Origin of the sequence: Sphingobacterium thalpophilum (assembly GCF_038396785.1) — a bacterium.
GTDB classification, from domain to species: Bacteria; Bacteroidota; Bacteroidia; order Sphingobacteriales; family Sphingobacteriaceae; genus Sphingobacterium; species Sphingobacterium thalpophilum_A.
Genome location: NZ_CP151087.1, coordinates 4067482 through 4093050 on the forward strand (window position 1 = coordinate 4067482; position 25569 = coordinate 4093050).

Here is a 25569-nt window from a genome sequence, read left to right on the forward strand (position 1 = left end):
GAACGATTTTTTATATTTTTGTTTATTATAATAAACAAAATAGACATTTTTCAAACAAAATAAACATTATCACATGGAAGAACTAGTTCAACAATTTAAACGACGTATACGGTTTGTGGATATGAATTTTGTGCGAAATATAATGTATGAAATTAATTGGTCCGCTCGTTTAATTGGGATCAAAGGAGCAAGGGGAATCGGTAAGACGACCTTATTGCTTCAATACATTAAGCTAAATTTGTTCGACAGGTTGGACGAAGTGCTTTATGTCAGTTTGGATGCAGTGTGGTTCAATAATAAGTCTTTGCTGGATTTAGTATATGAATTCGATCAAAAAGGAGGAAAGTATCTGTTTTTGGATGAAGTACATAAATATGAAGGCTGGGCCCAAATATTAAAAAATATTTATGACGACTACCCTGAGATGAAGATCATCTTTACTGGCTCCTCCCTTTTAGAAATTCTGAATGCCCGTGTTGATTTAAGTCGTAGGGCAGTAGTTTACAAAATGCAGGGATTTTCCTTTCGTGAATTTCTTTCATTGGAAACAAAAACTACTTTCCCAATATTTAGCCTGGATCAAATTTTAGAAGAGCATAGCAAAGTGGACTATAAAATCAATGCCATGGTTAAACCTTTTCAGCATTTTGAGAAATATTTGAAATATGGTTATTATCCTTATTACCGAGAACAGCTTGATTTATATGAGATGCGAGTAATGGAGGTCATTAATATGATTCTGGAAATTGAATTGCCGCTCTTACGAAATGTAGATATCGCTTATGTTACTAAGATTAAGCAATTGCTTGTTATCATTGCTGAATCTGTCCCTTTTGTGCCTAACATCAGTAAGCTCAGTGAAAAGATTGGTATTAGCCGGACAACTCTGTTGTCTTATCTCTACTATTTGGATGAAATTAGTTTAACGCATAATCTCTATAAGGTGGGTGAAGGTATAAGTCAGTTACAAAAACCATCTAAAATTTTTCTAGACAATACCAACCTTTCCTTCTTATTTGCACATGAAAATGTTAACCCTGGAAATCTAAGGGAAACATTTTTTGTTAACCAACTTGCATTTCAACATCAGGTGAACTATGCGGAGCAAGGAGATTTTATTGTTGATGAAAAGTACACCTTTGAGGTAGGAGGGAGAGACAAGTCCAATAAACAAATTAAAGGAATAAACAATGCCTACATTGCAGCAGATGACATTGAGTTTGGTCATCAAAATAAGGTCCCACTATGGTTGTTTGGCTTTTTATATTAATAGCATACTATTTGATGCAAATGGTAGCAAGAAAAAATCAGAAGCGGCCTGGAAGTGTGGCTAGACCGCTCTGTATTTCTATATAGAGATTTACTCTTCCCAACGAATTTTATCTGCAATAGGTGTACGGATAGGTTCACGCGCCTCAGCTTGGTGGTGTCCTAAGTAGAATAGACCGATACATTTTTGATTTTCCTCGAGATTTAAGAAACCACCCAAGTGATTGATTAAACCTGGAGTCGCCCAGTATCCACCGATATTTAGCGAGTGTGCAGCCAACCACATATTTTCAACTGCAGCAGCTGTACAAGCCAATTCTTCCCATTCAGGAACTTCACCCGTATAATTGACAACAATCGCAATGGCAACGTTCGATTGTGTTGCTTTTTTGCCCATTGTTATTTCTGTTGCTTCAGTATATTTCTCTGTCGGTGTTACTGACTTGTAGATACGTGATAATTCGGTGCCCAAACGTTCTAATCCTTCTTTGCGGAAGATCACAAAACGCCAAGGTTGTGTTCTTTTGTGTGTTGGAGCAGCATTGGCCGCTTCCAAGATACTCAAGATATCTTCTTTACTGACTTCTTCTTCAGTAAAGGAAGCTTGAAATACGGATCTTCTGTAGTGTATTGCTTTTAATACGTCGTTTTTCATTATAATTTATTTTTCCTTTATGCTTTTTCTTCCCATAAAGATACAACATGCAAAATTGTTTTGACGGCTTTTTCCATATCTTGTACAGCTACCCACTCTTGTTTTCCGTGGAAGGCATGCCCTCCAGCAAAAATATTTGGACAAGGTAAGCCCATAAACGAAAGGCGGGAGCCATCTGTTCCACCGCGGATACTTCTTCTTTCGGCCACCATTCCTGCACGGTTGATGGCTTCCATACCGATTTCCATAATTTCAGGATGCTGATCCAGCACTTCTTTCATATTACGGTATTGTTCTTTTACGACAAAAGTATAGGTGCAGTTTGGATATTGTTCCACAATCGATTTTGCGATGCCTTCCAGCTCATCTTCATGTTTCTTTAGATTGGCTGTAACGTGATCGCGTACGATAAATTGAATTTCAGCTTTTTCCACAGATCCACTGATATGAACAGGGTGTACAAAGCCGTCTTTTTTGTTGGTGCTTTCAGGTGAAAGTCGGTCTTTTGGTAGTGCATCAATTACCGCACTGGCGATTTTGATGGCACTTTGCATTTTACCCTTAGCAAAGCCCGGATGTACGGATACACCATGAATAGTCAATGTAGCTCCATCCGCTGAAAATGTTTCATCCTCAATGGTTCCCGCTTTTTCGCCATCCATTGTATAAGCAAAATCTGCTGCTAAACGTTTTAAATCTGCTTTATCAACACCTCTGCCAATCTCCTCATCTGGTGTGAAAAGAATTTTGATGTCACCATGTTTGATTTCAGGATGTTTCATTAATAAACGGGCAGCATCCATGATTTCGGCCACACCTGCTTTGTCATCTGCACCCAACAAAGTGGTGCCACTCGCTGTAATGATATCATTGCCAATTTGATTGGCTAGATCGGGATGTTCGGCGTATTTGATGATAATACTCTTGTCGTCAGGAAGCACAAGATCCTGGCCCTGATAATTAGGATGAACCAGTGGTTTAACATCTTTTCCAGAAGAGTCCGGAGATGTATCCATATGAGAACAGAAGCAGATAACAGGAACTTGCTTTGCAGTATTGGATGGAATAGTTGCATAGATATATCCATTTTCATCCATTGCTGCGTCTGAAATACCCAATGCTAGCAACTCCGCTACAAGTAACTTTCCAAGGTTCTTTTGCTTTTTCGTAGAAGGACATGTTGGTGAATTTGCATCAGATTGTGTGTCAATCTGTACATAGCGTTGAAATCTTTCGGATACCGAAAAATAACTTATGTTGTTGATCTCAAATGTGCTCATTTTCTAATAGCCTTAATGTGATAAGGGTGGTCAAACTTAGATAAATTGCTTTTTATTTGCAATTTAATTTGGTTGCATTTACAAACAATTTGTCCCTACTCAATAGGTTTAATTCTATTTGTTAACAAACTGACAATAACTGAAACTCATAGGAGGGGGCACGCCCCCAATTCCCGCTGAAAGGAATTTATTGTTATCTATAATTTATTGCTACATATAATGTGCAGTAGCGCTTTTGAACAGTAAGTTTTACCCATAGCTATGTGAAAAAGAAATCTTGGATGATCCCACATCAAAAAAAAGACCTATCAAATCGTTGACAGGTCCTTTTTTATTGTATCGTTCTCTATTTCTTTTCGTCTGCGTAACCAAATACTTTCTGTAAAATATTGGTATTTCTGCTGCCGCCTATGTTCTGTCTAATTTTTGACTCCTGGTCGGCAACTTTAATGAAAAGACCATCTATTGCTTTCTGCGTAACGTAGGCTGTAAGATTTGTCTCCACTTTATTGCCTAAAGGGAGGTTGTTGTAAGCTGAGGTCAATTGTGTCCAATACTGGTCCACATTGTTTGTACCCATGGCAGATTTGATAACAGGACTAAATTTGTTCGTTAATTCTGTCGATGTATTTGTTTTAAAAAACGTTGTCGCGGCGTCTTCTTTGCTGCCTAGAAGAATATTGGTCGCATCTGTAATTGTCATCTTTGAAAGTGCATTGACAAATACGGGGGCAGCCTCTTTAACGGCTCCCTCAGCAGCTCTGTTCATGCTCTGTATAAACTGATCGCATAATTTTCCCATACCAACAGCACGAAGTGTTTTTTCTACTTTCTGTGCTTCGGCAGGCATCAAAATCTTTACTGCCGCATCACCCAAAAAACCATCCTTCTTGGCTAAAGATTCGATACTCAGATTTAAACCATTGCTTAAAGCCTGTTTGATCCCCAATGAAGCATCTTTGTTGGATAAAGACGTCAAGGTATTGGATTTGGATGCTGTTGCTTTAGTATTTGATGCTGTCGTCGTTTTAGTACTGTCGGTTTGGCCCTGATTTGCTTTTGTCAATGTTTCACTGATTTTTTTAAAAATCTGCGCTTTACTTGCATTGGAATAAAGTAGTCCTGAGACAAATAGTGTACAATATAATAGTGGAAATTTCATCATGTTAAGTTTTGCTGTCAAAATTAAGTATATCGACTGTTAATTTATGTGAAAGTTTAAAGCAATTGCTAGGAACCATAGCTATTGTCAAGAATCGTAGCAGATGCGCTACATCGTGCTGAATCGCTATCCCTGATGCGGTATAAATAAAAAGCTGTCCCACAAAATAAAACAGCAGATTCTAAGCGAACCTGCTGTTTGTGTTATAGGGTTGTTGTAATTAACATGATATTATTTCCAGGAGAGCGTCGTTGCTACTGGAAAGTGATCTGAGGGGAATTTATTCATATACGTGTCCGTCAGGATACCATATTTTTTAACCTGGAAAGGTTTGGTAATAAAAATATGATCAATGCGGCCTGTTGGTCTGATGCTTTTGCCCCAGCCATTGAAGGAAGAATTGGGTTCATATTTGAATGTTGCCAGTTCATGTACGTCAGTGACTACTTTGCTATTGGCTAATGTGAAATAAGCCGCATCTTTTTCATCCACATTGAAGTCGCCGGTTAAAATCAAAGGTAGGTCTTTGGCAAACTCTTTTGCTTTCGCCAGAATCAACTTGGCACTCTCGGTGCGTGCAGTACGGCCGATATGGTCAAAGTGCGTATTCATGAAGATGAAGCGTTTTTTGTTGGCCTTGTCTTCAAAAATACCCCAGGTACAGATCCGCGGTAGTGCTGCATCCCAGCCTTTATTCGGGTGTTGGGTATCTGTTGCCGAAAGCCAGAAAGTTCCGCTCTTTATTGCTTTAAAGCGATTTGTATTGTAATAAATAGCTGAGTGTTCGCCCTCTTGTGCACCATCGTCGCGACCAACACCCACGTAATCAAATCCAGGGAGGAGCTTTTTAAGATCTTCAACCTGATCAAAAAAACCTTCTTGGATACCAAAGATATCAAAGCCATGGTATTTAATCAGATTGGTTAGCGGAACTTTACGGTCGTTCCACATGTTGTCAACATCGACGGTATTTCTTTGACGGATATTATAGCTTGCTGCAATAAATTCCTGTGCATAAGACAGAAAGGATAGGCAGAGCGCTAAAGCGAGAATAATACTTTTTTTCATTTAGAATCTAGTTTTTAAAAAGGTACTGAAACGGTCATGCTCATCAAGTCGGCCTGATAAGAGGTCGACTGATTAGGATCCATGATTATTTCAACGGTATTGTTATTTCTTTAATACGCGGAGCAACAACTCAGGTTCATCAGTGGTAATAAAATCAATTTTCTGATCGATTAGATTTGTCATTTCTTCTTCTGTGTTTACGGTCCATGCATTCACTTTCATACCAAGTTGATGCGCATCTTTCAGCCATGTCGCATTCTTTTTAAAGACGGAAAAGTGATAATCCACCCCATTAATCCCAGCAGCTTTTACATCTGAAGGAGATTTATCTCCTGTAAGATATTGGATATTAGCCTTAGGAGCCAATTCGTGGATCTTTTGACAAGCTTCAAAGCTGAAGGAAATGTAATCCGTAATTTTCTCAGCTTTTAAGCTTTTGACCATTTCAACCGTTTTTGTGGTCGCTTCAAGCGTACGCTCGACCCCAAGTTTATTGATTTTCAACTCAAGGATAAGGCGTAAACCCTTTAATTTTTTTCCAGCATTAATATATTCTTCCAACGTGGGAATGGATTCACCGTTAGGATGTTTCTTTTCTAAGAGCTCTTTGTAGGTTGCCGTTGCGATATCAATGCCGTAGAAATCATTGTCATGGTTGACCACAAGAATATTGTCTTTGGTCAAATGTACATCAAACTCGGATCCAAAGAGCTTAAGATCGTGGGCCGCTGTTAAGGAAGCAATGGAATTTTGCGGAAGATGGCTGTTTTTCCATACGCCACGATGTGCAATGGCTTTCGTTTGTGCGAATAATGCGGAGGATGAGATTACCATAGCCAGTGTCAGACAGCTAAAAATATGTTTTTTCATGCTATAATTATGTATGAGTGTTTGTTTTCAACGGCATAATCTGCACGTTCCACTCGGTGATTTATTCCTATTCTATTTCTCTTTTTGGGCATTTATATTACCAATTAAGATGTTTATGGTAAAAAATCGACCCCTAATGATAGGATCGTTTCTTACAAAGCTGTTTAAAAGCTGATTTTACATAGGACAAAAAAAAGTGGTACTTTTTATCTCGATGTACAAGATCTAAAGTACCACTTTTATATTTAGGAATTGTTAAGTGTAATTTATTTTTTACCGTTCCATTCGGCCATGAACTCATCGAGGAAGCTGAGCATATATTCATGGCGATGCGCTGCGATTCTTTTCGCGGCTTCTGTATTCATCTTATTCTTTAACAATAGTAGCTTTTCGTAGAAGTGATTGATTGTGGGAGCTTCCGAATGCTTGTACGCTTCCTTATCCTTATATTCCTGAACGGGAATGTTGGGATTATACATCTCACGGCCTTTGTTTCCACCAAAGCTAAACGCGCGGGCAATACCTATTGCGCCAATAGCATCTAGACGGTCAGCATCTTGCACGATCTCCATTTCTTTTGAATGGAATGAAACTTCACCTAAACTTGCTTTGAAAGACATGTTGAAGATGATTTTCTTGACATGGTCAATGATCTCAGGCGAAATTTCTAGACTTGCCAAAAACTCTCCGGCAACACGAGGGCCGATTGTTTCGTCGCCATCATGGAATTTACTGTCAGCGATGTCATGTAATAGCGCCGCCAATTCGCACACCATAACATCTGCTTCTTCATCTTCTAAAATTAACTTCGTATTGTTCCATACGCGTTGAATATGCGACCAATCGTGGCCTGCTTCTGCAAATTTCAACCGGTCTTGCACAAATGCTACTGTGCGCTCAATAATGTTATTCATACAATACTTTTGTTTTTTCGCGAGTACCCTCGTATAATTCGTATTCTAATAATCTACAATCTAATTTACCATTATAAAATTCTATACGTCGGGATGCGCGCAACCCGATTTTCTTTGCCAGATCTGGATTTCCAGTAAATATATAGCCTCTATAACCTTTGCATTCCTGTTTCATGAAATCTCCCATACGCTTATAGGTAATTTCTAGCTTGCTGTGTGTGCCCAAACGTTCACCATATTCAGGATTGAATAAAATGACACCTCCTTCTTTAGGAACGTGTGTTTCGGCAAAATCGCATACTTCAAATGAAATTAATTGCTCTACACCAGCAGTTCTTGCGTTCATCTTGGAGACGTTGATAGCCTCTTCCGAAATATCACTTGCGATAATTTGCGGAGCCGCTTTTTTATTGATCTGATCTTTAAGTACGCGACGCTCCTGGAAGAAAACTGTTTCATCATAACCTATGAAATGCATAAATGAATAGTTCATGCGTAATAACCCTGGTTTTCTGTTTGTCGCAATCAGAGCTGCCTCGATAGCTAAAGTTCCGGACCCACACATCGGGTTCACAAAAGGAGAATGACCATCCCATTTGGACGCAATAATAGTAGAGGCTGCCAGAGCTTCTAACATTGGCGCTTTTCCAGGGATCTTCCGGTAGCCATGTTTCGCTAGTGTTTCACCTGAGGTATCGAGAAAAATTTCAGCACGGTCATCTTTCCAGTACAAGTGCACAACCGCTTTATTATTGTCCGGACCTGAGTTAGGACGCATACCCTTTTTTTCCTTGATTCGGTCCACGATTGCATCTTTAACCTTGACGTTTGCAAATAATGGTGTGCTGATTGTCTCATTGTCCACATTGGAGCTGACAGAGAAGTATCCGTCAAATTGAATGAGTTCTTCCCATGCGATTTGACTCAATTCGTCATAGAGCTCCGTCGGATTATTGGCCCTAAACTCTTTTAACGAATACAAAATCTGAGATGCTGTGCGCAGGTTCAGATTGAGCTTGATCGTATCGTTTATACTGGCCTTTAATTCTACTCCTGTCGGAAATGCCCTGACAATGTCAAAACCTAACTCTTTAACTTCCTGTTGCAAATAAGGAGATAAGCGCTTATTGCACGTTATAATAACTTTATTGGGGGTGTTGAAAACTTCCATCATATTTTGTACAAAGTTAATTAAACTCTTCCTCAAAAATTGCTTAATTTTACGCTTTAATATTTATTTTTTTGATTATGGAAATTAGAGGAAAAGTACACGAGATAGGAGCGACACAACAAGTGACAGAATCATTCAAAAAACGCGATATGATTGTAGCTTATGCCGAAAACCCACAATTTGTTGAGTATATCCGTTTTGAATCAACACAAGACAGAACGTCAATTTTTGATAACCTAGCAATTGGTGAAGAGGTAGAAGTATCTTTTAATCTTCGTGGTCGTCCTTGGACTAATAAAGATGGCGTAACAACTTATTTCAATTCATTGGTCGCATGGCGTGTAACAAAATTGGGTAATGCTGCTCCAGCACCATCTTCTCCAGGTTACGCAGATATGCCTGCTCCTGTAGATTTGGCTGGTTCATCAGATGATGATGATCTACCATTCTAATCTGAATAGGATTTTATGCACTATCGCCCTTGCGGTAGCCAATAGATTAGATTATTTGAACTGTAAACAATCCAGTTCTTTACAATAGAAAGGCTTCTTCACGAAGCCTTTTTTCTTTCATAGCATCAGCATGGGCACCTGATTTTTCTTGGCGCTGAAATTGCTTGCTATACGGTGTCGTACATCAAAAAAACAATAGATATGAAATTATCCGTATTGTTCTCTTGCTTAGCAATGATTTCGCTAAGTGCATGTAATCAAACCTCAAAAGATAGTCAGCATACAACCGCAGATTCCACTGCACATGAGACTGTGGCGGTAGATACTGCCCATACATCGCAGAATTCGTTGGATTGGGCCGGTACCTATGAAGCTACTATTCCCTGTGCCGATTGTGAAGGTATCAAAACCAATATCACCTTAAAGAATGATAATACCTTTGCCATTGTCAGTGAATATATTAACAAAAATACCAAGTTTGAAGATACTGGCAAAGTCATGTGGCATGACAACGGATCCGTTGTTCATCTCACGGGGAAAGAGACAAATATGAAATTGAAGGTCGGCGAAAATAAGCTGATTGGACTAGATCAGGAAGGCCATGAGATTGATGGTCCCAATGCACATCTCTATGTGTACAATAAGGTCGAAGGAGAGAAACTGTAAAATAAAGCTCCGATAACTGAATTAGCCGCTGACGTATTTACCGTAGGGAACTTTTCGGAGAAGATACGTCAGTAAGGCGCTCGCCAACAGGGTGAGCACTGTTGCTGCAGGGATTTTCCACAAAGTGGATAAGGGGAGTAAAGGATGGATATAATTCAGCAATAAAATATGGCATAAGTAAATACCAAAGCTGTGAATGTCGATAAATTCCCAGAAGGCCTTGAGCTGTTCTGGGAGTTTAAGGCCTTGCACGAAGATGAATAAAAAGCCTGCACTCAATGCGATATTTGGTGAAAGATAGTTGTAAAGTGTCGGATCAAATTCCCTTCGTGACACACTTAAATAATATGTTCCCAAAGCTGTAATTATACAGCAGATCAGAAAAAATGTAAAACTTGATAATTTGACCATGGGGATTGGATAATTACGTAAATAGTGCCCCAAGACCAGGTAGCCCGCATAGCCAGAGAAAAAGGTCAGATCAAAGTTTGGTAAGTAACTATTGAACCATTTATTCGTAAAAAATAACGCTGCAAACCACAACCCCAAAAAGATCTCAAGCTCTCTTTTACTGCAGTTGCCCACAATTTTGCGTATGAAAGGAACTGCGAGGTAGAGCCCAAGTATCATATATAGATACCAAAGGTGTGCATTCGTTCCTGACTTTAAGCGAATTAACACAATGTTAATAACTTGTGGAAAACCGATGTAGTCAAAATCAATGTAGCGGATAAAATAATAGAGAAGATAGACGATCGTCCAAAAAAGAAAGGGCGGGACAATTTTTAACAGACTTTTCCGATAAAATTGTCCCGTGCTTTCGTCTTTCTGTAGCAGCAGAGCGCCTGAAATAATGACAAACAGGGGTACTGCAAAGCGCGAGAAGCTATTGATCCAATTGGCATAACTCCAGTCGAATGACTCAAATTCATTGCTGTTTAGGTAGCCCGAAGAGGAATGAATCAAGATAACGAGGAATATCGCAACAATACGTAGTACACTGATATAACTGGTTCGCGCCATTTGATTATGCTATTTTTATTGACTTTTACTGTCGTAGGCTTTCAAATACAGCAGCGTTAGGAGTGCGCCAATGCTCGCCATGCCCACGCCAACAAGCGAAGGTGTGTTATAAGCTAAACCCCAGGTTATTGGAATTCCACCTAAAAATGCACCTAAGGTATTGCCCAGGTTAAAGGCAGCCTGGCCACCTGCCGCAGCCAGCGTTGCAGCTTCTTTTGAAGCGCGAATTAACATCAGTTGTGTCGGCGAACCAATGGTGAAGGATACCAGTCCAGTAATAAATGCCAAAGGATAGGCTGTCCAGCCCAATGGCGATATAAAGTAAACCATCACAAGGCATAGCGCCATGGCGGAAAAACTAGCGATCGCAGCTTTGGTTGGGGAGATTGTATCGGCCAATTTTCCGCCGATAAGATTCCCGAAAAACATACCAACACCGATCAGGACCATAATCAACGGTACGCGATCAGCAGCGATGCCCGACACATTGGTCACTAAAGGTGCGATGTAACTGATCCATGCAAAAAGTCCACCGGTACCGATGGCGATAATAGCCATTAATAGCCAGGCAATTTTTTTGTTGAAGAAGTTGAGCTGGCTAAAGATGTTATTCCCTTTGGAAGCTTCAATTTTTGGCATCCAAGCATAAATTGCTGCAAAAGTGATTAACCCCAATATACTGATGATACCATACGTCAAACGCCATGAATAATGATGGCCGAGGTAGGTTCCTAGCGGTACTCCAGCCAAATTGGCAATGGTCATTCCTGTAAACATGATAGATATAGCCTGGGCTTCTTTTCCCTTTGGTGCCAACCGAGCAGCAACAACAGATCCAACACCAAAAAATGCACCATGCGGAAGCCCCGCCATAAAACGGGAGAGGCTGATCAAAAATTGACCTGGAGCAATACTAAATAGGCCGTTGAAAATAAAGAAGAGCAACATTAAAAAAAGTAATACCTTCTTTGGCGGATATTTTCCCGTAAATAGGACTAATGTTGGGGCACCTACAACAACACCCAGTGCGTATAGTGCAATCAGGTGCGCGGCAGTAGGGATCTCGATATGAAGATCTTTGGCAATATCAGGCAAGATACCCATCATCGTGAATTCGGTCATTCCGATGGCAAGTCCGCCAAATGCCAAAGCGATAATTCCTTTGTTCATTGTATTTTAAGGTTGAGGTTGTACGATAATGGTACGAAGATAATAAATAGTCGTTCCTTAACAAAACCCACTATTTAATTTATATTTAAAAACAGGATTAGAAAACAGCATAATTTGTATCTTATAAAATAAGAAAATAATTTTCTGTTTCAGTAGTTCCATCATTTTCTTCATGTTCCAAGCGGTTGCAGCTAGTAATGCATTGATTTGTGGTCCCGTTTCTCCCATGAAGTAATTTTTTGCCAGCCTAAAATCGGTTTTTAAATGTCCGATGATAGGTTCTATTGCCGCTCTGGTTCTAAATTTTTTGCGCTTTGTCTGCTTTTGATAAGCAGTGTCTTTTTTTCTTGGAGTGCTTGGGATGGAGATTTTCACGCCCTTTATTTCTGATTTTCCTCTGCCACCTCTATCGTAAAGGAGTTCTTTTGGGAGCTTTTGACCACCGGTTTCCATCTGTTCCAAAAGTGGTTCTATGGTGTGACCATCGTAAGGAGTTTGCAAAAATGCTTTAATCCCGAGAATGATTTTCTTGCCTTTGTTGGCGGTGGTTATCAAACCTACCTTATTCCCAAATTCATACTGGCTATGCGCTTTTCCTTTGGCAATACATCGGGTAAAAGGCTTGTGAATGCTGTAAATTTTATCGGCATCGTTTCTTTTTTGTGTGACAACCTTGGTGTACAATGTCATTAAATCTTTATAAAATTCTTGCTGTTCTGCATTAAAATTCCGTTGCAATTCACGAATCAGTCTCATGGCGATGGTTTTGAGCTGTCTTTGAGATTTCCTTGCCGCTTTTGCCCGCTTGGGATGTTTTCCGTTGTAGGTGTTGCGCACCATTTGTTTGCTGACTTTTGTGTAGCGTTGTCTTTGTTTTATGCCTTCATTTCCGGCTATTTTGTTGCAATAATCAATCACTTTTTTGCACAATTTTGCATCGGTAGGAAAAGAGGTATTATTCTCCTGAACGGTAGTATCGGACAAAACAAAATTTGAGGTGTTCGTCTTGGCATCGTGCATTCTTACGCTGTAGGCAAAGATTTTTTCGATACCTTTTTCGCCAATTCTTTTTCGGAAATGAACAAAATTACTCGGGTCACAAGGAAATTCGTGTTCAAAGAAAACCCTGCCACAAAAATGCTGCATATAAGGATTCATGATCCAGGCTTTTTCCAACGTCTCATCGCCCAAATTATACAAATGTTTCAGTAGCAAACAACCCACCATAAACCGAATCGGATGGCTCGGATTGCCCACTTTGGAATACAAGGGCGAAAATTCTTTCTCAAAATAATTCCAATCTATTTTTTCTGAAAGTAGAACAAGTTCATGCTCGTGGTCAATAAAATCCACCAACATTGGGCGAAATAATTCTGGCTTCTTTTCTGGATTTTTCCCCAACATATTTGCAAGGTTTTAAAGCTCTAAGATACAAATTCTTGCAATAAAAAACAAGCTATTTTAAATCCAAAATACTAATAATCAGTAAATTATAGGTAGTTTAAGGAGAGACTAAATAGATTGTACTAAAAATTATTGATACCTTTTTTGAGGGACACAAGTAACATTTTTAGTTTTTCTTAAGATGATCTGACGTTGATCTAATCTGCTTTCCAGTACCACCGAATCCGCAGCATGATAAACAACTTTAAAGCGGGGGATATACTGGCCGGAAAGATAGCAGCCTGAAATTTTCTGCTTGCCATTCTCTTTGGTATAAATACCATCGACAATGATGGAGTCTCCACGCAAAACATAAATACCCTTTGCATGTTCTGTCCAGGATCCATTTTTGTAACAGCTATCCGGAATTGTTTGTACCTTATTGTTGACGTGCATGGTCGCGTAAACAGAATCACAGGTAAACTTGAAATCGGTCAAGGTATATTGCATCATCTGCTGTTGTCCTGGAATACTGTCTTGGACCCATCCTCCCTGTAAAAAGGGTGCGCCTTCGTTCTGCATATCCGAATTGAATTTGCAGGCAGTAAAAAAGAAAAACATACCTATGGCAAGTGCCAATAGGTATGTTTTTGTTCGTATGTTTTTTATTGAAATAAAAGTCACAGCTTATTTTAAACTTCCAACCATATCTTCTGGTTTTACCCAGGCATCGAAATCTTCAGGAGTCACATAACCTAAGCGTACGGCTTCTTCTTTAAGCGTAGTACCATTTTTATGTGCTGTTTGTGCGATTTCTGCTGATTTGTAGTAACCAATTTTTGTGTTCAGTGCCGTTACTAACATCAATGAGTTGTCTACCAATTCTTTGATGCGTTTGTAGTTAGGTTCGATACCAGCTGCACAGTGCTCTTCAAATGAAACACAAGCATCACCCAATAGGCGAGCAGACTGTAAGAAGTTTGCGGCCATCAATGGTTTGAACACGTTTAGTTCATAGTGACCTTGCGTTCCACCAATTGTAATAGCCACATCATTACCCATCACTTGCGCCGCAACCATTGTCAATGCTTCACATTGCGTTGGATTAACTTTACCTGGCATAATCGATGACCCTGGTTCGTTTTCAGGGATCAAGATTTCACCGATACCTGAACGTGGGCCAGAAGCCAACATACGGATATCGTTTGCAATTTTATTTAATGAAACAGCCAATTGCTTTAATGCACCGTGTGTTTCAACGATTGCATCGTGAGCAGCCAACGCCTCAAATTTATTTTCAGCGGTTACGAAAGGTAGGCCTGTAAATTCAGCGATATATTTAGCAACGACAACGTCATAGCCGTTTGGTGTATTTAATCCTGTACCTACAGCAGTACCACCCAATGCAAGTTCTGACAAATGCGAAAGTGTATTTCTTAAAGCTTTCAGACCATGGTTCAATTGAGCGACATAACCTGAAATCTCTTGACCTAGAGTCAATGGAGTAGCATCCATTAAGTGTGTACGGCCAATTTTAACTACGTTTTTAAACTCCTCAGCTTTTTTTGCCAATGTGTCACGCAATTTTTCTACACCTGGAATGGTAACTTCAGCAACAGCTTTGTAAGCCGCAATATGCATTCCTGTAGGGAAAGTATCGTTAGATGATTGTGATTTGTTTACATCATCATTTGCTTTTAACACAGGTTCACCTTCACCAATTTTATGTCCAGCCAATACTTGTGCACGGTTTGCCACAACCTCATTCACATTCATATTGGATTGTGTACCCGAGCCCGTTTGCCAAATAACCAATGGAAATTGATCATCCAATTTGCCCGCCAAGATCTCATCACATACTGTAGCGATCGCATCACGTTTCTCTACAGGTAATACCCCCAACTCGTGGTTAGCATAAGCAGCTGCTTTTTTCAAATAAGCAAAGCCTGCGACGATTTCGTGTGGCATTGAAGCTGCCGGTCCGATTTTAAAGTTGTTGCGTGAACGCTCTGTTTGTGCACCCCAGTATTTGTCTGCAGGTACTTGAACTTCACCCATTGTGTCTTTTTCAATTCTGAATGACATAGTATGTAAGTATAAGTAAAACGTAAAAATTAAAAGCATATGTGCAAAGCACATTATACATCACTCACAAAGTTACAGGATAATACAGTAAAGAACAAGGATTAAAGCATAAAGACACAATAAGCAGGCTTTAAAAACCAAGACGTTTTGTCAAGGAATCATTCACATGGTGGAAAACCTGTTTCGGTTTTAACGTCCGCCAGGGAATTACGTTCAATGTACCACCGAAATTAATGTAATAATCTATATTTTGCTGTTGGAATTCTTCAATAACATGCTCTCGGAAACCAATACCCGCAATCCATCCGTCCTCGATATCCTGAAACCATTCCTCGTAGTAAGAGTCGTCTGAAGCATGAAAATTCAGTACATTCTCTCCGATGAGAATAAAATACTTGATCCCTTGACTGATCAATACATCGATAATCTCTCGCTTGAGTAACATGATGTCATTGTAGATTGCATCATTCCATTCACCAATCAGTTCGATAATACAGTATTGTTTTTCATAGTCTACAAATAGTATTTTCAGATATAAGGTAAGCGAACCGAATTCGTCCCATTGTGGGTGCAGAAGAAAATTATAGATCTGTTTGTCAAAATCGAATTCGCTGTAGACTGTACCATAAAATGGGGATTGTTCATCTTCAGCGGCAATGTAATAGTCCCGCCAATTGTAATAAGGTTCGATTTCGTGCATAAAGTGGAATCTTTTTCAATTCAAACTAAGATAAATTTACGCGAATTTGCAAGTTAAATTATAGAGATCATTGTCATCTGTTGAAATTAAATGTTTGGCACTCCTATGAGCTGTTTGGTTATGATTTTTGATAAAGACTTTTAATCATGGACAGCTTTGTTCCTTGACCAAAACAAGGACGTGAACTTTTTGTTTTTAATGTAAAAATATGGGTTCAAAAACTCGTTTAACCGAATAAACTTGCTATTTTTGATAAAGTAATTAATTGTTGAATAGTTTGTCTCATCTTCGGTAATTCATGAAGATTTCCCATGCAGAAAAGTATTAAACGAAATATTTTTGTAGCCGCTACATATGCTGCAGTATTGCTTCTCGGCTTGCTGTTGGGACAAAATTATGCCGAGGAGCAGGGAAGTAACCAGAAAACCACCTTTTCAAGTTTGCGCTCCAATGGCAATTCCGATAAATTACAATATCTCATTCAGTTAATTGCTGAGAATTATGTCGACAATGTCAGTATAGACACCGTTCAAGACGAAGCCATTGAGCATGTTGTTTCCCGCCTGGATCCTTTTTCCACCTTTTTGAAACCCAATCAAGTGCTAGCAAAGCAGGAAACTCTTGAGGGAACATTTGATGGTATCGGAGTAGAGTACTTTCGCCTGAAAGATACGCTACTTGTTGTTGGGATGGTGGCTGCTGGTCCTGCAGAAAAAGCAGGTATGCGTATTGGTGACCGCATTTTAAAGATCGGAAATAAGGATCTTGTCGGAAGAAAGGTGACTGAATCCGAAATTGAAAAACTTATCCGTGGCAAGAAAGGGACAGCAGTTTTGATTTCCATTCAACGCAATGGGGAGGTATTGAGCAATCCAATTAAAGTTATTCGGGATCAGGTAAATGTATCGAGCTTAGATGCATCCTATATGATCGCTCCAAAGACAGCTTATGTGAAGATTCGAAGGTTTGGACATAAAACTGCCGACGAATTCAGACAGTCACTCATTGATTTACGAAAAAGCGGTGCTCAGGATCTTATTTTGGATCTACGCAATAATGGTGGCGGATTTGTCCATACAGCGATTGATCTGGCAGGTCAATTTTTCAAAGAAAAAAGGCTATTGATGTATACCGAAGGTGCCAATGAACCTCGCCAGGATTTCTATTCCGAGAAAACTGGCGATTTTGGCGATGGCCGTGTCATTGTGCTGATCAACGAAAGTACAGCTTCAGCAAGCGAAATTTTGGGTGGTGCGCTTCAGGATCTGGACCGGGCAACGATTGTCGGCCGCAGGTCCTATGGTAAAGGCTTAGTACAAGAACAATTTGACTTTTCGGATGGCTCTGCAATCAATCTGACTGTAGCTCGCTACTATACCCCTCTTGGAAGATGCATTCAGCGAAAATACACACGCGCCAATTTTGATGCTGCGAAATACATGACAGGCTTCGATCTATGGACGATGGACACTGAATTCAGCCAAAAAGAAATGTTTACCACCAGCAAAGGGAAACTTGTTTTTGGTGGTGGTGGTATTCTTCCGGATGTTACTATTCCGATTGACACCAACGAAACCAGTGCCAAATACCGCGAGATATTTCATTCCAATGCGATCGAAGAATTTGTTTATGATCGCTTCACGAAACATTTGCCCGCATATTCTATAGAGAATTTTATTAGCGGTTACCACTTACCGACAACAGAATTTGATCTATTTATTTCATATCTCAACAGTCAGAAGCGGATTTCGGTCACCGCCAAAGAAGCAAAAAACTTACATGATTTGATTCAATCCGATATCGAAGCCTTGGTCGGTCGATATTATTTTGGTCGTGAGGCCTATTATAAAATCAAAAATCGAAGGGATAAATTTATTGAAATAGGACTTAAAACATTGGGGTATCAGATGCCTAAGGTTTAAGCCTAAGATCAGACCATACAGGGTAATGATCCGATAATTTCTGTTTGACAATCTGATAATTCATTACCTGAAATTTCTGGCTAGCAAAAATATAGTCGATCTGAAAGATCGGTAGGAGGGCATGATGGGTCACTCCCCAGCCGTTACCTTTCTCCTTAAACGCATTGTACAGCCCATCTCCAATTAAATTGACCGAGTAGCTCATTGGCGTATCGTTGAAATCACCTACGGCAATATAAGGATATTGACATTCATTCATGTGCTTCTTTAACGAATGCGCCTGTTCGCTGCGTAGCTCGAAGGCACTTTTAAGTTTGCGGCTCAATTTACGGGTCCTCGAATTATCCGATTCATTATTATTGGACAGGTTTTGGATAAATTCCTTGTCTTCATTTTGCAGCGCAAAAGAACGTAAATGTATATTGTAGATGCGGATCAGGGTGTCCTGCTTTTTGATATCAACATAACTAATCCGGTTGATTCCGTAATCGTTGTCTCTGATGGTTCCTGAATCATAGATCGGGAAACGCGAAAGAACAGCCATTCCATACGCCTCATAATCGTTTTTAGAGCTCGGTTCAAAGAAAAAATAGTCATATCCCAATTTATCTTTGAATTCCTCAGAGAAAACATGTTTTCCCTTAATCTTGCTAATATATTCCTGAAAGCAGATCACATCAGGAGAGATGCTGTCAATAATGCGGACAACGTCGGCTTTGAAGTTCTTTTTCTCATCGTTTACCTTCTTGAACAGATGAGCATTGAAAGTCATGATGCGAAGCGTACGTACCTCCGATGATACAGGGGCATTCTCTTTGCGAATATTCCAATGCTTAGTTAAAAAAGGCCACCCAATGAGGATCGTTATGAGCGAATAAAGCGCAATTTTCCGTTTGCGGAGTAGCCAATAAAAGATAAATCCAATATTGATAAGGAGGATCGGAAGGTAGCCTAAGCCCATAAATGCAATCGGCCAAAAGGATTTGGGATTAATGAAGGTCGCCGTATAACTCATAAGTAAAGCAACGATCGCAAGCATATTTGCCAGGAACATTGTTTTACTGATAAAGCCCAGTTTTCTCCTTAAAAATGTCCTTCTATCCATCAACCTTGTCACCACTATTGCTTGCCCTAAAGAGCGTTTCTTTTTCATGGTTCGTTAGACTGTCATAGCCAGAAATAGAAATTTTATCTAAGATAGCATCGATTTCATCCTGATTGGGTAAGTCATAACGATGTTTCCGATTTGTCGGTATATTGTTACCCACAACAACTTTCATTTTTGCAGGCTTCTGTTGTTTTTTCTGAAAAATTGTAGACCAGTCCATCCCCGATTTTAGCGCATAAGTGAAGCCCATTCCAAAAAGGACAACCGCAAAATACGAAATGGCAGCAGGTCGATTCGTCATCGTAAGGGCAAGAAATTCTAGGCCAAAATAGACAATGGCCACTAATTTTAGCTTGATGTTACCCAAAAGCAAAAGCCGTAGCTCATACTTGGGAACCAAAGTCACAATCGCGGCTAATACCGCTGCCAAGGGGAGAGAGCCTCCCATGAGCTGTAAGTTACTTGGCATGGGAATAAGTGACCCAAAGCCCATATAGAGCACGCTGCCGAGCAGCCATGAGGCAATATAGACAAACAGAAATTGCCGGGTGTTTAAGAAGGTAAAAAAGATCTGACCGACCCAATAGAGCCAAAGACTATCAAAAAGTATGGTCCAAAGCTTGACGTAAACGAAATTCGATGTAACCAATGACCAGGGTTGTGCAATAAAACTTGAGAAATTACTCGGTAAACTTAATAGACGCACCGTAGGTTCCAAAAAGCTTTGTGGTACAATTTTTAATTCGAAGAGTAGGTCTAAAAAATAAATGAGGACAAATAAACAAACCTGGATACTGATCACCAAAGGTACGGGCGAGCCAGTTTTATAGGTTTGTCTCCAAAAATCTTTTAAACCGATGTTATTCATTGCGCACGATATTAATAAATTCCTTTTCTAATCTTCCACAGTTTAAGCAGTAGATAGCCAAATAGTGCACCACCGACGTGAGCCAGGTGAGCCACAGAATCTCCTGGTCTAGATAAGCTCATGTATATTTCGATGAGGATAAATCCACCGATCATATACTTCGCTTTGACTGGTACAGGAATAAACAAAAATTGAAGCGGTATGTTTGGAAAAAGGTAGGCAAATGCCAATAGTACACCATAAATAGCTCCCGAAGCACCCAACATTGGAATAAGGTAGGTTAATGCTTCGTTGTTCCCAGTATTGGCCATGGAAATAAGTTCGTTCCCGCTCATGCCATGTAGCGGAGCGAAAGAACCCGTCGCATTATAGAGTTGTATGCCATTCACAGCCGTATAAAGAAACCAAGCACCGATTCCTGAAACCAGGTAGAAATTTAAAAAACGTTTTGACCCAAGCACCTGCTCAATCATAGGACCGAACATGACCAGGGAAAACATATTGAAGAAGATATGGGTAATGTTGTTTTTGTCATGCATAAACATGTGCGTGATCACTTGCCAGATTTTAAAGCAAGGCGAGTCGGGGTAATAGACCGCAAGATAATCATAAGCTACAGGTACAAGTTGAGATCCAATATAAAATATAATATTGATGATCAATAAATTCTTGATAACAGGTGTCAGTTGTGGAAACATATATTTTATCTTCTAATTTTTACCAAATTTTTCCGCTAATTCTTGCAATGTAAATGTTACAATTACAGGATTTCCATAGATGGAGATATTGGGTGAGTGACAAGCAAAAAGTCTGTCCACAAGCTCTGCCATTGCTGTATTGTCCAATGCGGTGCCAGGTTTAATGGCCGCATTACGGGCCAGGCTTTTTGCGAGGTTTTCGCGCTTAGCGAGCTTATACTCAGATTGATTGTTTTTGTAATCCTCCAATATTTTCTCAATCATTTTTATTTCGTCGAATCCTGTCCCTAAATCTGCAGGAATTCCGTCAATAATATAGGAATTTTTTCCAAATTCACGAATTTGAAAGCCTAAGCCGTTGATGTCCTCCAGGAGGTCCTTCATTAATTCATTATCTGCAGCATTCAGATCCAAAGTCTGGGGAAACAAACTTTGCTGACTTAGACCTTTATGTTGGTCCAGCTGTGAAAGAAATTGCTCAAAGAGAATACGTTCATGTGCCGCTTGTTGATCGATCAGGATAAATCCGGAGTGAATCTGCGAAACAATATATTTATTATGCAGCTGGAAAAAGAGCTTCGACGATGATTTATCTTCAACCTGAATGATCTGTGGGTCATCGGTGCGTAATTCCGGCTCATCATGCAATGGCAGCTGAACAGATTCCTCTTCTTCGACGATTTGGTACAGGGAATCCCAATTGCTGGGTATGCCACCTGTTTTCTTGTTAAGTCCTTCAGCGTAGCTTTCTGAACGGGTGTAGCTCGAATTGGATTTCGATTTGTCTGTATCAAATGGATTGAAGTCTGGATTAAAAGTTACCGTTGGAACGATAATTTCATCCAATGCCTTTTTTGTAATAAGATTGGTGAAGCTTGTTTCCTGTTCAAAATCCAAAGATGGCATGATATTGTACCGTCCCAACGATCTTTTTACGGCTGAACGGATAATGGCGTAAATAGCCTTATCGTCTTCATACTTAATTTCGGTCTTGGTAGGGTGTACGTTGATATCGATGCGTGCAGGATCTATGTCGATAAATAATACATAGAAAGGGAATGTTTCGGCCTGTAAAATATCTTCATAAGCATTCATGACTGCATGGTGCAGGTATGGATCACGTACAAAGCGTTTGTTGACAAAGAAAAACTGTTCACCACGTGTTTTTTTTGCAAATTCAGGTTTCCCAACAAAACCTTCTACCTTGATGATGGACGTATCTTCTTCCACCGGGACAAGTCGCTGATTGTAATTGTTGCCAAAAATATGGACAATACGTTGTTTCAGCGTCTCAGCCGGCAAATGGTAGATCTCATTTCCGTCGCTATGTAGGGTTAGGAAAATCTGTGGATTTGATAAGGCAATACGTTGAAATTCATCAATAATATGACGCATTTCTACCGAGTTGCTCTTTAGGAAGTTTCTCCGTGCAGGAATATTGTAAAAAAGATTTTTAACTAAAATATTTGTTCCGGCAGCAACAGCTTCCGGGTATTGGTTGACAACTTTTGATCCCTCGATCTCAACAACTGTACCCAGTTCATCTTCAATGCGGCGTGTTTTGAGCTCTACCTGTGCAATCGCAGCAATGGATGCCATTGCTTCGCCACGGAAACCCATCGTACGGATAGCGAATAAGTCTTCAGCCTTACGAATTTTCGATGTTGCGTGACGTTCAAAACAAAGACGAGCATCAGTTACGCTCATGCCACAGCCATTGTCAATGACCTGGATCAATGACTTGCCTGCATCTTTAACAATAAGTTTTATTTTGTCAGCTCCAGCATCAATAGCATTCTCAATCAATTCTTTAATGGCAGACGCTGGTCGCTGCACCACTTCTCCCGCCGCAATCTGATTAGCAACATTATCTGGAAGTAATTGAATAATATCCGACATATAATACAAAGTTAAGAAATATCCATATTTACAGCGTATAAACACTGATGAAAATCAACTGGACATTCCGTATGTTCTTTAAAAACAAAAACCTTTAATGTGTTCATTTATACAAATGAAAATGGAATAGCAACGACCAACTGTTTACAGCCGCAAAGAACCTATAAACGTATTTATTCATGAAATATGCCGCCATCCAGTGGACGTCAAGTCAGTGTGCATTGTCTAATACCTGTGTAAAACACAGCTGATATCGAGCTGGAAAAATATTCCCTTCGCAATAACCGAGCCACCTTACGAACAGAAACCGCATAATTCGCAGCTGCTGTTTTGTTGATATTACATTTCCAATTTTAAGAAACGTGCTGTTTCGCTTTTATTATTTTTAATTAAGTTTTCAGGTGTTCCTTCAAATAGAACCTGCCCGCCGTCTTTGCCACCTTCGGGACCGATATCAATGACCCAATCGGCCGATTTAACGACATCAAGGTTATGCTCAATAATCAAAATGGTATTCCCGCGCTCGACCAGACGATTGATAACGCCCATAAGGACATTGACATCTTCAAAGTGAAGACCTGTTGTCGGTTCATCAAGGATATAGAATGTATTTCCAGTGTCTTTTTTAGAAAGTTCAGTAGCCAATTTTACCCGTTGTGCCTCACCTCCCGATAAGGTTGTGGAGGACTGTCCTAAGGTGATATAACCCAAACCTACATCCTGCAGTGTTTTGATCTTTCGGTAAATACTCGGTACATTTTCGAAGAAATCCACAGCATCGTTAATGCTCATATCAAGTACATCGGAGATGGATTTTCCTTTATAGCGTACCTCTAAAGTTTCTCGGTTGTAGCGTTTTCCGTGGCATGTTTCACAAGGAACCTGTACATCGGGAAGGAAATTCATCTCAATGACTTTCAATCCGGCCCCTTGACAGGTTTCACAACGGCCGCCTTTGACATTGAAGGAAAAGCGTCCTGGTTTATAGCCCCTGATCTTAGCTTCTGGCAATTGAACAAACAAGGTTCTGATATCCGAAAATACGCCTGTATAGGTCGAAGGGTTGGACCGTGGTGTACGGCCGATAGGACTTTGGTCGATCTCGATGACTTTGTCAATATGTTCTAACCCTTCAATTTTTTTGAAAGGAAGTGGAATTGCTTTGGCTCTGAAAAAATGTTTATTCAAAATCGGGTATAAAGTACCTGTGATTAGGCTTGATTTACCCGAACCTGAAACACCCGATACAACAATGAGTTTTCCTAATGGAAAAGAGACAGACAGATTTTTTAAGTTATGTCCGGTTGCTCCATGTAATGACAATGTTTTTCCATTGCCCTCACGGCGTTTCTCGGGAATCTTAACCTCTTTTGTCCCGTTGAGGTAAGCTGCTGTTAAAGAGTTCGATTTTAGGATTTCTGTTGGTGTACCTTCGGCAACCACAGTCCCACCATGAACGCCTGCAGCAGGTCCCATGTCGATAACATGGTCGGCATGTAGGATCATGTCTTTGTCATGTTCCACAACAAGGACCGAATTGCCAATATCGCGTAGGTTTTTAAGCGCATTGATCAAACGTTCGTTATCCCGCTGATGGAGCCCAATACTCGGTTCATCCAGAATATAAAGTACATTCACCAGTTGGGAACCAATCTGTGTGGCCAAACGGATCCGCTGTGCTTCACCACCCGAAAGTGTTTTAGCTGTACGGTCCAAGGTCAAGTAATTTAGGCCGACATCCAGCAGGAAGCCTAAACGTGCGCGGATTTCCTTTAATATCTCCGTTGCAATAATGAGCTGGCGTTCATCAAGTTTGCTTTCTACCTGATCAAACCATTCTTTGATGGATGTAATGTCCATCGTTGAGAGCTCATGGATGTTTTTATCCGCAATTTTAAAATGTAAAGATTCTTTTTTCAGACGAGCTCCCGCACAGGTTGGACAGGTCACTTTCGTTCTGAAGTCATCTAAAGAAGGTGCCTCATCCGATGATTTTCCCGAAAACTCTTCCAGCATCTTAAAGATTCCTTCAAATTCAACACGATATTCACGTGTGCCATAACTTCCATAAGATACCGTGACAACGATAGGCTCTTCCTTATTGCCAAATAAAAGCTGGTCAATCTGTTCTTCAGTTAGTTTTTCAAGCGGTGTTGTAATGGTAAAATCTAATTTTTTTGCGACAGCTTTCAATACTTCCGAAGTCCAATTTTCCCGGGTAGGTCCCAGAGGGGCCAAACCACCCTTTTGAATACTTAGTTTTTTATCCGGGATAACGGCATTCTTATCAATTTCAAAAATATAGCCCAAACCATCACATGTAGGACACGCACCGTATGGGGAATTGAATGAGAAGGTATTTGGCTGTGGCTCATCATAAGAGATCCCCGATTCGGCATCCATGAGATAACGGCTATAGAATTGCTCTTGATTATCTTTCGTGGAGACCTTGATGATACCTTTCGCTGTTTTCATCGCCTGCATCACGGAAGTTTGTAAGCGCTTTTTATCTTCACGCTCTACTTTCAGACGATCTACGACGATTTCAATATCGTGTATTTTGTAGCGGTCGACCTGCATTTTTGGAACAAGGTCCAATATTTCTCCATCCACACGTACCTTCACATAACCTTGCTTACGGATTTGTTCAAACAACTCACGGTAGTGGCCTTTACGCCCCTTAACCACTGGTGCCAGGATGTTCAGTGCCTGTCCTTCAAACTCAGTCAAAATCCGTTCGATAACCTGATCGTCCGACATACGCTCCATTTTCTTCCCAGTCACATAGGAGAAAGCTTCTCCTGCTCGGGCAAATAGTAGACGCATAAAGTCATACACCTCAGTAATGGTTCCAACAGTGGACCTCGGGTTTTTGCTGGTGGTTTTCTGTTCAATGGAGATCACTGGACTTAAGCCCGATATCTTGTCCACATCCGGACGTTCCATGCCGCCCAAAAACTGACGGCTGTAGGCACTGAATGTCTCCATATACCGACGTTGTCCTTCGGCATAAATGGTGTCAAAAGCCAAGGAAGACTTTCCGCTGCCACTTAAACCTGTGATAACAACCAATTCATTTCTCGGAAAAGAAACATCTATATTTTTTAGATTATGCGCACGCGCTCCAAATACCTGAACTTCACTTTGTTCGCCCAAATCTGGGCTTCTTTTTACTGCCATGAAAACTCCTTAAGGTCCCGTGTGAG

At 40.2% G+C, this 25569-nt stretch carries 22 protein-coding genes; 4 read left to right on the forward strand and 18 right to left on the reverse strand.

Annotation, left to right across the window (positions count from 1 at the left end):
- The first annotated feature begins 73 nt into the window (after window positions 1–73).
- Window positions 74–1270, forward strand: a complete 1197-nt coding sequence (locus tag AACH28_RS17990; RefSeq protein ID WP_341831151.1) for an AAA family ATPase — start codon at window positions 74–76, stop codon at window positions 1268–1270.
- 90 nt (window positions 1271–1360) lie between these two features.
- Here AACH28_RS17990 and AACH28_RS17995 read toward each other — a convergent pair whose 3' ends face one another.
- From AACH28_RS17995 to AACH28_RS18025, 7 genes are all read right to left on the reverse strand, one after another.
- On the reverse strand, window positions 1361–1924 hold the full coding sequence (locus AACH28_RS17995) for a nitroreductase (protein ID WP_341831152.1): 564 nt from the start codon (window positions 1922–1924) through the stop codon (window positions 1361–1363).
- A gap of 17 nt (window positions 1925–1941) precedes the next feature.
- Complete coding sequence (gene pepT / locus AACH28_RS18000) at window positions 1942–3204, reverse strand: peptidase T (protein ID WP_341831153.1); 1263 nt, start codon at window positions 3202–3204, stop codon at window positions 1942–1944.
- Between the two features lie 346 nt (window positions 3205–3550).
- Window positions 3551–4369, reverse strand: coding sequence for a DUF4197 domain-containing protein (locus AACH28_RS18005; RefSeq protein WP_341831154.1), 819 nt, complete (start codon window positions 4367–4369; stop codon window positions 3551–3553).
- 228 nt (window positions 4370–4597) lie between these two features.
- Entirely contained in the window at window positions 4598–5434 is an 837-nt protein-coding gene (locus tag AACH28_RS18010) for an endonuclease/exonuclease/phosphatase family protein (protein WP_341831155.1), read from the reverse strand.
- Between the two features lie 102 nt (window positions 5435–5536).
- On the reverse strand, window positions 5537–6304 hold the full coding sequence (locus tag AACH28_RS18015) for a glycerophosphodiester phosphodiesterase family protein (protein WP_341831156.1): 768 nt from the start codon (window positions 6302–6304) through the stop codon (window positions 5537–5539).
- A gap of 266 nt (window positions 6305–6570) precedes the next feature.
- Entirely contained in the window at window positions 6571–7218 is a 648-nt protein-coding gene (locus tag AACH28_RS18020; protein ID WP_341831157.1) for an HD domain-containing protein, read from the reverse strand.
- Window positions 7211–8389, reverse strand: coding sequence for a THUMP domain-containing protein (locus AACH28_RS18025; protein WP_341833129.1), 1179 nt, complete (start codon window positions 8387–8389; stop codon window positions 7211–7213). The genes AACH28_RS18020 and AACH28_RS18025 overlap by 8 nt, the downstream gene beginning before the upstream one ends.
- Window positions 8390–8466: 77 nt before the next feature.
- Here AACH28_RS18025 and AACH28_RS18030 point away from each other — a divergent pair, with 77 nt between their 5' ends.
- Together AACH28_RS18030 and AACH28_RS18035 are read left to right on the forward strand one after the other, a co-directional pair.
- Window positions 8467–8841: a DUF3127 domain-containing protein gene (locus AACH28_RS18030; RefSeq protein WP_075994416.1), complete on the forward strand. Its 375-nt coding sequence runs from the start codon at window positions 8467–8469 to the stop codon at window positions 8839–8841.
- A 201-nt stretch (window positions 8842–9042) separates the two neighbouring features.
- A complete protein-coding gene (locus tag AACH28_RS18035) occupies window positions 9043–9507 on the forward strand; it encodes a copper resistance protein NlpE (RefSeq protein WP_341831158.1) in 465 nt (154 codons plus the stop codon).
- Window positions 9508–9528: 21 nt separating this feature from the next.
- Here the strand turns inward: AACH28_RS18035 and AACH28_RS18040 are convergent, their stop codons facing one another.
- The 6 genes from AACH28_RS18040 to AACH28_RS18065 all read right to left on the reverse strand — a co-directional run bounded on the left by AACH28_RS18040 (window position 9529) and on the right by AACH28_RS18065 (window position 15868).
- The gene (locus tag AACH28_RS18040) at window positions 9529–10530 is read right to left on the reverse strand and encodes an acyltransferase family protein (protein WP_341831159.1); all 1002 of its coding nucleotides are present in this window, start codon (window positions 10528–10530) and stop codon (window positions 9529–9531) included.
- A 15-nt stretch (window positions 10531–10545) separates the two neighbouring features.
- A complete protein-coding gene (locus AACH28_RS18045; protein ID WP_120335055.1) occupies window positions 10546–11700 on the reverse strand; it encodes an MFS transporter in 1155 nt (384 codons plus the stop codon).
- Between the two features lie 57 nt (window positions 11701–11757).
- The gene (locus AACH28_RS18050; protein WP_341831160.1) at window positions 11758–13104 is read right to left on the reverse strand and encodes an IS5 family transposase; all 1347 of its coding nucleotides are present in this window, start codon (window positions 13102–13104) and stop codon (window positions 11758–11760) included.
- Window positions 13105–13233: 129 nt separating this feature from the next.
- Window positions 13234–13722 (reverse strand): fumarate hydratase, encoded by a 489-nt coding sequence (locus tag AACH28_RS18055; protein WP_341831161.1) that lies wholly within the window; start codon window positions 13720–13722, stop codon window positions 13234–13236.
- Window positions 13723–13770: 48 nt separating this feature from the next.
- Complete coding sequence (gene fumC, locus AACH28_RS18060; protein ID WP_075994412.1) at window positions 13771–15168, reverse strand: class II fumarate hydratase; 1398 nt, start codon at window positions 15166–15168, stop codon at window positions 13771–13773.
- A 130-nt stretch (window positions 15169–15298) separates the two neighbouring features.
- Window positions 15299–15868, reverse strand: coding sequence for a hypothetical protein (locus AACH28_RS18065; protein ID WP_075994411.1), 570 nt, complete (start codon window positions 15866–15868; stop codon window positions 15299–15301).
- Window positions 15869–16179: 311 nt separating this feature from the next.
- Between AACH28_RS18065 and AACH28_RS18070 the strand changes: the two genes are divergently transcribed.
- Window positions 16180–17790, forward strand: coding sequence for a S41 family peptidase (locus AACH28_RS18070; RefSeq protein WP_341831162.1), 1611 nt, complete (start codon window positions 16180–16182; stop codon window positions 17788–17790).
- Here the strand turns inward: AACH28_RS18070 and AACH28_RS18075 are convergent.
- The 5 genes from AACH28_RS18075 to uvrA form a co-directional block, all read right to left on the reverse strand.
- Window positions 17780–18943 (reverse strand): endonuclease/exonuclease/phosphatase family protein, encoded by a 1164-nt coding sequence (locus tag AACH28_RS18075; RefSeq protein WP_312357288.1) that lies wholly within the window; start codon window positions 18941–18943, stop codon window positions 17780–17782. The genes AACH28_RS18070 and AACH28_RS18075 overlap by 11 nt on opposite strands.
- Entirely contained in the window at window positions 18888–19766 is an 879-nt protein-coding gene (locus AACH28_RS18080) for a rhomboid family intramembrane serine protease (RefSeq protein WP_286769124.1), read from the reverse strand. The genes AACH28_RS18075 and AACH28_RS18080 overlap by 56 nt, the downstream gene beginning before the upstream one ends.
- An 11-nt stretch (window positions 19767–19777) precedes the next feature.
- The gene (locus tag AACH28_RS18085; protein WP_312357289.1) at window positions 19778–20464 is read right to left on the reverse strand and encodes a rhomboid family intramembrane serine protease; all 687 of its coding nucleotides are present in this window, start codon (window positions 20462–20464) and stop codon (window positions 19778–19780) included.
- Window positions 20465–20476: 12 nt separating this feature from the next.
- Window positions 20477–22363 carry a DNA mismatch repair endonuclease MutL gene (mutL, locus tag AACH28_RS18090; protein WP_312357290.1) on the reverse strand — a complete coding sequence of 629 codons (1887 nt, stop codon included), beginning with the start codon at window positions 22361–22363 and terminating at the stop codon, window positions 20477–20479.
- 339 nt (window positions 22364–22702) lie between these two features.
- Window positions 22703–25543, reverse strand: coding sequence for an excinuclease ABC subunit UvrA (gene uvrA / locus AACH28_RS18095; protein ID WP_070570252.1), 2841 nt, complete (start codon window positions 25541–25543; stop codon window positions 22703–22705).
- Between the last annotated feature and the right edge of the window lie 26 nt (window positions 25544–25569).